This window comes from Dokdonella sp. (assembly GCF_035703485.1).
In the GTDB taxonomy this organism is placed as follows: domain Bacteria; phylum Pseudomonadota; class Gammaproteobacteria; order Xanthomonadales; family Rhodanobacteraceae; genus Dokdonella.
Window position 1 is genome coordinate 1 of the sequence record NZ_DASSYD010000041.1, and the last position, 11,295, is coordinate 11,295.

Sequence of the window (11,295 nt, forward strand, 5' to 3'; positions counted from 1 at the left end):
CCTTGCACGAATCGGCAAGCCCGGTTCCGGCGCTGGCTCGTTTTTGTGTGGCAGACTCGGCGTTGATCCGCCTGAAATCGTGCGCGTGAGCACATCGGCTACAGTTCGGAGGACGCATGTCAGAAATCACCGAACTATTGAGCACGTCAGCAGCGGGAGCGAAAGGCTCGCTGGATGAGGTTTTCAATCGCTTGCATGGCGAGCTCAAGATCCTCGCCCGCAGCCGTATCGGTGCGGCGCCGGATCAGACCTTGACGGCGACCTCGCTGGTGCATGAGGTCTATCTGAAGCTGATCGGTGCGCAACATCTGGACCTGGTCAGCAAGCAACATTTTTTCGCCTGTGCTGCCTCTGCGATGCGCCAGATTCTGGTTGATTCCGCACGCGCTGCATCGGCCCGCAAGCGCGGTGGTGATCTGCAATTCGTCACCCTCACCGGCGCCAATCTCGACGAGGACGGAGTTGATACCAATGCCGACATGCTGGCATTGGATCAGGTCCTGCAAGAACTTGAGCGCGTCGAGCCGGGCCTCATGGAACTCGTGCAACTGCGCTTTTTCGCTGGTCTGTCGATGGACGACATTGCCCAATTGACCGATCGATCCGAACGCAGCCTGCATCGTGACTGGTCATGTGCAAAGGCCTTTCTGGGTGCACGTCTCGCCGACTGAACCGATTCGGAATCTAGGGCAATGCTGATCAAGTGGCGCAATCGTCACGACACCTGTCTGCGTGCAGACCGCGGCGCGCTGGCGCAGATGCACTGGCCGTGCTTCAAGCCAGCGCAACAAAGAGCTGCGCGCAGACAGGTGTCGCCTAACCGATTGGTTTTATTGAGGTGGCATCCAGAAGGTTCACCAGACGCACCACGCGGCTAGTCAAGGCAGCCAGCCTTCACTTCGCCACGCAGCACGTCCGCCGAACCTTCTGAATGCCATGACGGTTGTGCCACTTGATCAGCGCCCTAGCTGCTCCCCAGCGTTGAAAGCGCGGCGATCTCCGGCGCCCATTCAGCGCGCAGCATTGAGCCTTCCGGCATCAGATCCAGTGCTGATTGCAGGAACACCTTTGCCAAATCACTGTCGCCACGCTGTCGTGCGAATTGCGCTTCGCGCAGGCGCAAGCTGGCTTCCAGTTCCGGGCTGACCGAAGCGCGCGTCGCAAGCACGGAGTCGAGCAGGCCCTGTGCTTCATCGGCGCGCCCGGCTGCGAGCATCGCCTCGGCAAGATCCGCCGTGGCGGCCAAATAGCGCTCGGAATCCTCGCCGCGCGCGCGGGTCGCCTCACGGGCTTGCCCGAACCAGTCGAGCGCCGTGTCGATGCGGCCCAGGCGCAAACTCTGTCGGCCGGCGCTGCTGAGTATCCACAAAGTCAGGCCATTGCCCGGCCCCGGTGAATCGAGAGCCATCGGTGCAAGTTCGGATAGTCGATCAAGCGCGGCTTCGAATTGTCCGCGCCGAATGACAATACGTTGCGCCTGATAGGCGACAAAGATGGATAGCGGATGTTCGAGTGGCATTGATTCGGCGAGGATGGCTTGCGCCACCGTGACATTGTTCTGCGCAGCATCGAGTTGACCCAAGTCAGTCTGATAGCTGGCCACATTGCCGAGCACATTGGCGCGGATCGGGTTGCGGCCATCGCCCATGCGAATCAGCGTTTCGCTGGTTTCCATGCCGGTTGCGATGGCCGAGTCGAGTTGGCCATTGCTCTTGTAGGCCATGCTCAGAAAGTTCAGCAGATCAGTCGTGACCGTGCTGTCACCGAGATGCGTGCGTGCCAGTTCGACGGCATGTTCGAGCTTCTCAACGGCCAGCGCATTCTGGCCGGAATTCCTCAACGTGTCGGCTTCCTCGCGCGACAGCTCGAGCATGATGCTGTGATCTTCACTGTAGACCTTGCCCAAGAGTGTTCGCGCCGAATCGACATGAACCAGAGCATCGGCAAAGCTGCCCTGGACGTTGGCGACCTGAGCCAGCAACTGTTCAATCTGGCCTTCAGCGAGTGGCAATTGGGCAACTTGCGACAGGTCCAACGCCTCATTGAGGGTGGTCAAAACCTGTGCATAGCGGCCCTGGTGGATATCGTTGCGCGCGCTGTTCTTCAACACCTCAAGAACATCTTCGGCACTACTTGCGTCGTTCGCCAGCGCACGGGCTTTCGCAAATTCCTCATCGGCGCGCTTGAACTGGCCATCCGAGCTGAGGAAATGCCCGAGCGTGCCATGAAGACGGAATGCATCTGCCGGCGCTGCGTCAACATCCTCCAGCAAATGAATTGCCTCGCTTGCCTGGCCGATGGAGAACGTGGATTCGGCCAACAACAATCGTGCGTCGACCGGCTGCTGATTCAGCGACCGCGACAAGTCTTCCAGCAGCACTTGCCTGGCCTCGGCGAAATCGGCCATGCCGTGGTAGGCCTGGGCGATGGCCACGACAAGACGATCGCGAACCGTATCGTCGCTGATCGTGGTGAGACTGTTGCGTGCGCGTTTGAGCAAATCACGGGCCGTTGTTGGCGAACCATGGGCGACGGCAGGGTCGGCCAGTTCGAACAGTTGCACGAGGAACTGCGTGGTGCGTTCGGAAATGGCCAGTTGTTCGCGTGTCTGCCGGGTCTGCCAAAGCACCAGACTCAGGCCAACCACGGCAGTGAGCAGAATGGCCGCAGCGGCGGCAACGCCACCTCGATGGCGACGCAGATACTTGCGCGCGCGATAGCCCGGCGAGTCGGCGACTGCCACGATCGGTCGATTGTCGAGCCAGTTGCGAAGATCGCGGGCGAGACTCTCGACACTTCCATAGCGGCGAGAGGCCTCATCGTGCGTAGCCATGTCAAATATGCGATCAAGTTCGCGATGGTCGGAAACTGATGTGCTGAGCAAGGTGCGGCCGAGAGCCCCCAGGCCAAACACGTCAGTCGCCGTAGTGACTGCACCGCCGCTCAACTGCTCGGGAGCCGCATATTTCGGCGTGAATACCCGGGTCTGTGTTCCGTCGGCAGCATCCTCGGTCAGCTTGCCGATACCAAAATCGAGCAGTTTGACCTGGCCATCGGTGGTCACCATGACATTGGAAGGTTTGATGTCGCGATGCAGGATCAGATTGCCGTGGGCGTGACTGACGGCCGCACAGACCTGCAGCAAGAGGCCGACGACTTCGCGCGGAGCCAGCTCGTGTTCATCGCAATACGTGCGCAGGTCGCTGCCTTCGACCCGTTCGGTCACCAGATACGGCGTGCCATCTTCGGCGACGCCGCCATCGAGCAGCATGGCGATATTCGGATGGTGCATGCGTGCAAGCAATTGCTGCTCGCGCGCGAAACGTTTCGCACCACCCGCGGCGAGCATCAACAGCGAGAGCAGTTTCAGTGCGCCGTGCTGCTCGAAGTCGACACCATTGCGCTTGACCAGGAAAACCGTGGCCATGCCGCCGCGGCCCAGTTCGCGAATCACGCTCCAGTTGCCGATCAGGCGGCCAATCAGCACTTCATTTGCAAGATCAGGCTCAGCTTCACTGCCAATGCTGCGTCCGAGCCGATCGACAAGACGATCAAGCTTTTCTTCGACGGCACTCGCCTCCTCGTCCTGCGACGCAAGCAGAAGCTGATGCAATTTCGCGCGGACTTCCACCGACTCATCGAGACTGTCGAGCTGCTGCTTGCGCGCCTCTGCGGACATGGGCAGCACGGCACGGTAGATGGCCACGGCCTTTTGCCAATGACTTATGTCCTGATCCTGCATCACGCCCCCGGAGCCTCAAGTCAGTTCCAACATGAACCCTAGGGCAACGCTGATCAAGTGGCGCAAGCGCAATGATCCTCTTGCACCGACACTCCGCTTATTCGAAACCGTCGGCGAATATCCGGTCAAACGGATTGCCGAACTGGAAGCGAGCGGCCAACTCCGAGGTGTTGCGATCCTGATCCAGAGCCGTAGCGGTAAGCCAGCCGCCCGGCACGCCATCGACGAAATTGAGCGTCACTGTGCGTAACGCATTCGGCGTCGAATAGGAAAAATCGGTGCCAAGGAAGAACCGACCCTGTGCGGGTTCGTCCAAGTCGCTCCAGTAGAAATCGACAAACAGCGGATAGCCGGATGCACCTGAATTGGAATCCACGCGATAGCTGATCGTCAGCGTCGGCGGGAACGCGACACTGTCGAGGATGACCTGCTGGATGACCGGGAAGTTTTGCAGGCGATTCGGCCCTTCATCGACATCGCCCGGATCATTCGCTGTCGGGCCGTCGCTGCCAAGATCGATGCCGATATCGCCATTGCCGTACATGCGGTTCTGGAACCAGGCAATGCCACTTGAATAGGCGTCAGTCGCAATGCCGCTGCCACCATTGTACGAAATGCGATTTTGCTGCAAATCGATATTGCTCGAAGAAACGATCCACACCCCATTGGATGAATTGCCGATGTCGTCACCGCCCGGCGTGATACCCACGTAATTGCCGAAAACATTCGGGCTATCGGTGACCTGACTGATCAGGAGTCCGAGGATATTGTTGCCGATGACGTTGTTTTCTGCCCGAATCCCGGCCCCGTTCGCCATGACCAAGCCGTAGGTACCGTTGCCGATGTCGGCAAACGTATTGGTAACGCCCACATAGTTGAATCGAGCCGCATTGCCGTTGCCTGACGTGCTGATGCCGTACCCGGAATTGCCGCCGACCTGGTTGGGACTGGCAGCACTGCCGAGCGTATTGTTCAGACCTGCGACAAAGATGCCTCGCTCGTTTGGCTCGGCGACCGGACCGGAGATCGATGCCACGAAACCCACCTGGTTGCCCGAGATCGTATTGTCATTGCCACGCACGGCAATACCATAGCCGAAGAGGTTGGGCGAACTGCTGCCCCGCGAATTGATGACGACGTTGTTGAGTATCGCGTTGGTATTGCCGTTGGCCACGTGGATGCCCACGGCATTGGCGGAGAACAGGATCGGGAACTGCGAGCCGGCGCTGCCGACTTCATTGTTGAGGACAAAATTGTTGTCGGCCGCCGTGCCGCCAGCGGCGCCGAGACGGATAGCCGAGCCTGTCGTGTGTTCGACAATACGGTTGCGGCCGCGATTGCTATTGCCGATGAAATTGGTGTTGCCGATGACGACGATCCCATCCGCCTCGCTGGTGATGAATCCCCCGGTTTCGCCGGTGCCCAGGGTGTTGGCATAGAAGCGGTTGCTGTTGCCGACCGACAGGATGCCACCCAGATTGTTGCCGGCCAGATAGTTGCCTGCGCTGGCGCTGGCAATGTAGTCGCCGATGTCGTTGTTGGTTCCGCTGATATGGATACCGTAGTTGCCGTTTCCGCGATCACTGGTTCCTGATGGTGCGATGCCAATCAGGTTGCCGCGCAGGTCGTTGTCGTTGGAGGATTCAAGGCGAACCCCGGACAACCCATTGGATGACAGCACATTGCCGAGGCTGGTGAACGCCGTGCCGGCGCCATTGCGTGCCTTGCCGATGCGATGGCCGCCACTGCTCGCTGCATGCACACCATGACCACCATTGCCCGCGGCCGATCCATTCGCACGTACACCGATGAAGTTGCGCTCGATGATCAGATTGTCGGCACCGAATGCGGCGAGAATGCCATTGCCCGGAAAGCCGACGATGCCAATTGCCGAAACGATGCTGGCGGACGCGCCCGCACCACTGAAGATCAGGCCGCTTGAATTTCCTGCAGGCAACGCGCTGCCATCAATGAAGAATTGTGGTGGTGCATTGCGCAGCAAGGTGGCTGCCGAGTTGTAGGCATCGATTGAAGAACCCAGAATATTCACCCGCCCGGTGACTGGCGGCAGCGGCCCTTCGACTGCGTTCAGAAGCACGGTCACGTTGGTGAACGAATCGGCAAACAGAATCGTATCGGTACCTGCGTTCGCGTTGGCCTCTTCGATGGCGGCGCGCAGCGTGCAGGAGTTGAATGAATCGCGGCAGATGCCATCGCCGGGATTGATGTCGTGCGCACCACTGTCATCTTCGATAACGCCGATGGTGAAAGTGGCCGCATGGACCGGATCGGCCAGAAATAGTGCGGCCAATGCAATGACGCTTGCAATACTCGATTTCATCGTGATGACTCCCTTGGGTAGTGAGCCCCGACGCACGGCATCGGGGCTTCAGGGAGTCATTCGAAAAATGCCGGAAAACTCTGCCATTGGCGACGTTCGTGTCGTCGCAGTCAGTCAACTTCCGTGCACGCTGGGGATTGCGGCCGGATCGCTGAACGGATCAGGGTTGGTCGAATCCGTTGGCGAAGATCGCATCAGGCGGCGCGCTGAAACTGCCGAGTATGCTGAAGTTCGTCAGCACCGTGTAGGCGTTGACGATGGCCGTATAGGTTCCTTGCGCCGGGGTCGCGAAATTGCACTGCTCGGATGAGCTCGCGCCGGCCGACTGGCAAATCACTTCGCCATTGAATTCGATTTTCAGATCGGCATCGGCGCCGCTGACCGAACTACTTGTCTCGAAATGCAGATTGAGCGCATTCGCAGGCACCTCCAGAGTGTAGTAGACGTCTTCGCCCTGGGCCGCGCTCTGGTTGGTCATCGCAATGCCATTGACGAGTGCAACGGGCGGCGCCGAGAAGCGCACGATCCTCGCGTAGCTGGCACTCAGGCCACCGTCATCGGTCACCGTCACACTCGCTGTATAGCTTCCGGGGGCCGGGTAGGCATGGGTCGGACTGGCTTCAGTTGAAGATGCGCTGCCGTCGCCAAACTCCCATACGTAGCCGACGATGCTGCCGTCGATATCGATCGAGGCATCGATGAAGTTGGCATCGAGGCCGTTGGCTACCACGTTGAAATCAGCGGTCGGCGGCGAGTTGCCGACACTGCCGGCGAGCAGAACGCGCCAGGCGCCGCGACTGTAGCTGCCCGCCGTGAGTACGTGCGGGTAGTCGTCGCTTTCCAGATCGGAGACGACGATGCCTAGCGGCAGACCCGCCGAAAACGCCGTGAAGTGGTCGCCGCTGTCGGTGCTTTCGTAGATGCCGACATCGGTAGCGACGAAAATGCGTGTGCTGTCGAGCGGATCGATCGCCACCGAGTTTGCCGGCACGTTCGGCAAGCCCGCGCCGACAGCGGCCCAGGTGCCGCCTCCGCTCGTCGAGCGATACAACTGCGAGCCGCCGAAGCCGCTACGGGTGATGAACACACGCTGGGGAACGACCGGATCCATCGCCACATCGGAGACGCGGCCACCCGGATAGTTGCCGGTGACATCGGCAAATACCGGTGACGGGATACCGGCGTCCGGACTCGACCAGATCTTTCCGCCCGAGGTACCAACATAGGTGGGAGTCAAGGTTCCGAGCGTGCTCGGAGCCACCACGACGACCGGGCTGCCGAGATCGCCGCTGATCGACGTCCAGCTGTTGCCTGTCGTGCTGGCGCGATAAAGAATGTTCGAGGCAACGAACAACTGGCTGCCTGCGCTCGCCAGAGGGGTCACCCAGGGAAATGAACCCGAAGACGTGATTCCCGAATTGGACATGCTGCTGAAGCTGCCCGGTGATCCACCGACCATCGAGCGCACGATGCGTGGATAGCCGCCACTCGGATAGCTGGTCTGGAACACGATATTCGGATCGTTCTGATCGAAAGCGTTCATGAAGCCGTCACCACTGGCGTAGGTCAGGTCCCAGAGAAGATTGGTGCGGCGCCCGGAGGAGCTGTTGTCCTGGGCACCACCGAAGACGATGTTGGCGTCGTTCGGATTCACCGCAATGTCGTAGAACTGGGTGATGTTGATATTGGCATTCATGTTGCGGAACGTTGCCGCGCTGTCGTCGCTGCGCCAGATGCCGCCGTCGCTGCCGACCCAGAAGCGGTTTGGATCCGTCTGTGAATAGCGCACCACATGGGTATCCTGATGCACTTTCTGCGAGCTGCCCCAGCTGCTGACCAGCGGCGTGATTGTGCTGCCGCCATTGGTCGAACGCGCCACGCGAATGGTGCCGATGAGCAAGGTTTCCGGATCGCTTGGGTGTACGTCGATGGTCTGGTTGTAGCCGCATTGGCCTTCACAAGCTGCACCGTTTTTCTGTACCCAGCTGACGCCGCCATTGTCGCTGCGGAACAGCTTCGATCCGGCAAGAACGTAGAGGATGGAGTTGTCGCTCGGGGCCATGGCCAGGCGCAAGCGCGATCCGCTGATATTGAGACCGGCATTCGCGGGGGTCCAGGTCGCACCGCCGTCGAGGGATTTCTGCACACCTGGGCCGATCAGGCCTGCATAGACCGTCGACGATGCGGGTACAAAGACAATATCCTCGACATTGCTGTCGAGCACCCTGGTCCAGCTCATGCCCTTGTCGGTTGAGCGCCAGACGCCGGCACCGGAGAGTTGTCCATTTTCATCGCAGGCACCAGCCCCGCCGGCGAGGATGACATTGCTGTCGGTGGGCTGGATCGCCACCGCGTTGACGATCGACAAGGGCAGGCGGGTCGGCCCACTTCCGTTGCGCGCGTTCCAGGTTGCGCCGGCATCCTCGCTGAGGAAGACGCCTTGACCGAAATAGCCGCCGCAACTGCTGTTCTTGTCGCCGGTACCGACCCAGATCGTGTTCGGCGCATTCGCGTCGATCGTTATCGCGCCGATTGGCAGCGTTCCGACGTTGTCGAAGACCGGTAGCCAGCTCAAACCGGCGTTCGTGGTTTTCCAGACACCACCGGCCGCTGCGCCAACATAGAGCGTGCTGTCGTTGCCGGGTAGTGGTGCAATCGCATTGAGTCGCCCGGACACACGCCCCATGACCCAGTTGACCATGTCCATCGACGAAGGACCGAGCTCTTCCCAGACCTCTCCACTGGCCGCTCGCGCCGGATCGATGAGCTGCCGCTGAAATTTAAGTTCGGCTGCGGCATTGGCACGAAGCCGGGATGCCTCGGGATGATTGCGCAGCCCCCGCGACTCGACAAACCACTGCTGGCGCTGTTCGATTTGCCAGCTCTCTTCGCGGCCCCCGCCCTCGTCGCCCTCACCTTCATAGGCCGACGCCGTGACATTGGCCGCAATCAGGACAACAACAATACTCAGCAAGCGCCAACGCTTGCGTGGAGTCAATTTACTCACCAGAACTTCCCCCGAAACATGCCATGCCGCCGAGCTCCTGGCCGGAGCGGCGAATAAATATCCAGCTACCGAAAACGGCGCAACGACGCAAGACGAAATGGACCGCAGAATACCGGCGAATCAGTCGCCTGGCCATCAGCGACGATCAGACCTTAGGGCAACACTGATCAAGTGGCACCATCGTCATGGCATTCAGAAGGTCTGCCAGCCGTGCCGCGTGGCGAAGTGAAGGCTGGTTGCCTTGGCAAGGCGCGCGGTGCGGCTGGCGGGCCTTCTGAATGCCACCTATTTCAATTACAACAATCCGTTAGGCGACATCTGTCTGCGCGCATCTCTTTGTTGCGCTGGCTTGAAGCGACTGCATGGATGCAGGAGGTAGAGCAACGCAGGAGCAGTTGCCGACACGGCCAGTGCATCTGCGCCAGCGCGCCGCGATCTGCACGCAGACAGGTGTCGTGACGATTGCACCACTTGATCAGTGTTGCCTTAGCTCGATTCTCCCCGTATGAGCGCCAGCAGAATGAGTCCGCCAAACGCCAGCGAGCCCAAGCCTATCAAGGTGTTGAATCGAACTGCTTGCGGAACGGCTTGCTCGGCGAAACGCTGATGTCAACGCCATGGAAGGACAAGCAGCAGTGGGCTTGTCGCCAGCAGAATCCAGCCAATCACGACGAATATTTCCGATGCAAGCATTCGCGGCGCATGGGTCACCAGCGACCCGCCGACGACAATGCGAACGAGGAGCTCGGTGAAATGGACCCGCCGGGACTGCGCAAAGCCAAGCAGGAATCGCCGTGCGTGGGCCGGAGCAAACAGGCATGCCGCGGCCAATGCGCAAAGATAGAGACCTGCGGCCATGACAATCAGGCATGCGAGCGTTTCATGCATCAACTGAATTCCGCACGCCGCTCAGCTACTGGTTGTAGAGGCGACTGGCGCTGGCAATCGGTAGCGGCGTGATATTGCTGCGCTGTGCGGATTCTTCCGCGCACCAGTCCAGCCATTTGAGCAGCGGGGCCCAGTCGTCACGGTGCGCAAGTACCGCTTTTGTTGCGATGTCGAAGACGCTTTGCCCGCGCTCGGCCATGCCGACGTAGATCTGTGAATCACGCACGCGGATCATCGCTGCCGCGGTCATGCGCTCCAGCGCGGAATCCAGTTGCTTTGCCGAAATTGTATTGGTGCGCAGTCGGTTGGCGATCATGGCCAGACGCAGGCGACCTTTGCGCACTTCCTCGCGCTTGCGCACCATGTCAATGAAGCCAAGTGTCGCGCGCAAGTCGATGGATGAAGGCACGACCGGAACGATCAATGCATCGGCATGTCGGGCGAATTGATCGAACTCATGTCCACGCAGACCGGCCGGCGTATCGATAAGGAGAATTTCGGTGGTCGGCGGGATGCGCAGCACCCAACCGGGGGCGAGACCGTGCGCCGGATCATTTCCCGCAACCCCATTGATCGCGGCAAGATGCGCCGGCCTCTGCTGGCACCAGGCGAAGGACGATTGCTGCGGATCGCAATCGAACAATGCGATTTTCTTTCCCTTGTTGGCAAAGTAGGCAGCCAGATTCGTGGTCAGTGTGGTCTTGCCACACCCACCCTTGCTGTTGGCTATCAGGATCCGAAACATCGAGCACCCCTGCTGACAATATTCGCCACTCTAGCAAGCACCATACGCCAAATGACACCAAGGCCATCGTTCCGCTTCGAACCAACTGTCCCGTTCAAGGCGACGCGATCCGTCCAGACTGACACGTGAAGTCGCTGGAAATTGCACCGGCGAAATGGAAAAACCGGCGGTCGGATTGAACCGACCGCCCTGACCCGGACTATTCGTGATTCGTCCGGACTGGCTTGCTATTCGCGGTGATCCGTCAGCGAGATCCTGGCGCTGGCGCTGCTCATGGCAAGTTGCAGATCCTGCGCAGCACCCACCAGAAGCAGGTTTTGCCCGACAAGGCCGGCGGCGAGCTGGTTGGCGTCTGCTTCAATCGTCGTCCAGGCGCTGACCGTGTCGGCGCCAAGCAGGCGCACGAGCAGGCGTTCGCTGGTGCGCAGCGCCTGGATCAGGATCACTTCGCCATTGCTGCCTTCGACCCGGGCCAGTTCGACGATGCGACCGTCACCGGCACGCGCCGCCGTCAGGTCGAGCAGCTGCAGGTTCTCGCCGCTCAGGCTCGTTGCCTGATCGGGGCTGGTCGT

The 11,295-nt window shown here is 60.1% G+C and carries 7 protein-coding genes; 1 reads left to right on the plus strand and 6 read right to left on the minus strand.

All coding sequences use genetic code 11. From position 1 onward, the window contains the following. Positions 1-116 precede the first annotated feature (116 nt). A complete protein-coding gene (locus VFN25_RS03115; RefSeq protein WP_325138713.1) occupies positions 117-671 on the plus strand; it encodes an ECF-type sigma factor in 555 nt (184 codons plus the stop codon). A gap of 293 nt (positions 672-964) precedes the next feature. On the opposite strand, the gene VFN25_RS03120 is transcribed toward VFN25_RS03115, so the two are convergent. The 6 genes from VFN25_RS03120 to VFN25_RS03145 form a co-directional block, all read right to left on the minus strand. Continuing rightward, on the minus strand, positions 965-3,706 hold the full coding sequence (locus VFN25_RS03120; RefSeq protein ID WP_325138715.1) for a protein kinase domain-containing protein: 2,742 nt from the start codon (positions 3,704-3,706) through the stop codon (positions 965-967). Between the two features lie 133 nt (positions 3,707-3,839). Beyond that, on the minus strand, positions 3,840-6,083 hold the full coding sequence (locus VFN25_RS03125) for a right-handed parallel beta-helix repeat-containing protein (RefSeq protein WP_325138717.1): 2,244 nt from the start codon (positions 6,081-6,083) through the stop codon (positions 3,840-3,842). A 160-nt stretch (positions 6,084-6,243) separates the two neighbouring features. Then, positions 6,244-9,090, minus strand: a complete 2,847-nt coding sequence (locus tag VFN25_RS03130) for a PKD domain-containing protein (RefSeq protein ID WP_325138719.1) — start codon at positions 9,088-9,090, stop codon at positions 6,244-6,246. Positions 9,091-9,699: 609 nt separating this feature from the next. Next, complete coding sequence (locus VFN25_RS03135) at positions 9,700-9,978, minus strand: hypothetical protein (protein WP_325138721.1); 279 nt, start codon at positions 9,976-9,978, stop codon at positions 9,700-9,702. A gap of 25 nt (positions 9,979-10,003) precedes the next feature. Next, a complete protein-coding gene (locus VFN25_RS03140) occupies positions 10,004-10,723 on the minus strand; it encodes a ParA family protein (protein ID WP_325138723.1) in 720 nt (239 codons plus the stop codon). A gap of 227 nt (positions 10,724-10,950) precedes the next feature. Continuing rightward, a partial coding sequence (locus tag VFN25_RS03145) for a hypothetical protein (RefSeq protein WP_325138725.1) occupies positions 10,951-11,295 on the minus strand: 345 nt, incomplete at its 5' end.

Excerpts from the sequence above, each read along its gene's own strand:
- VFN25_RS03115 (WP_325138713.1), top strand. The coding sequence starts at position 117 with ATGTCAGAAATCACCGAACTATTGAGCACGTCAGCAGCGGGAGCGAAA.
- VFN25_RS03125 (WP_325138717.1), bottom strand. The coding sequence starts at position 6,083 with ATGAAATCGAGTATTGCAAGCGTCATTGCATTGGCCGCACTATTTCTG.
- VFN25_RS03135 (WP_325138721.1), bottom strand. The coding sequence starts at position 9,978 with ATGCATGAAACGCTCGCATGCCTGATTGTCATGGCCGCAGGTCTCTAT.
- VFN25_RS03140 (WP_325138723.1), bottom strand. The coding sequence starts at position 10,723 with ATGTTTCGGATCCTGATAGCCAACAGCAAGGGTGGGTGTGGCAAGACC.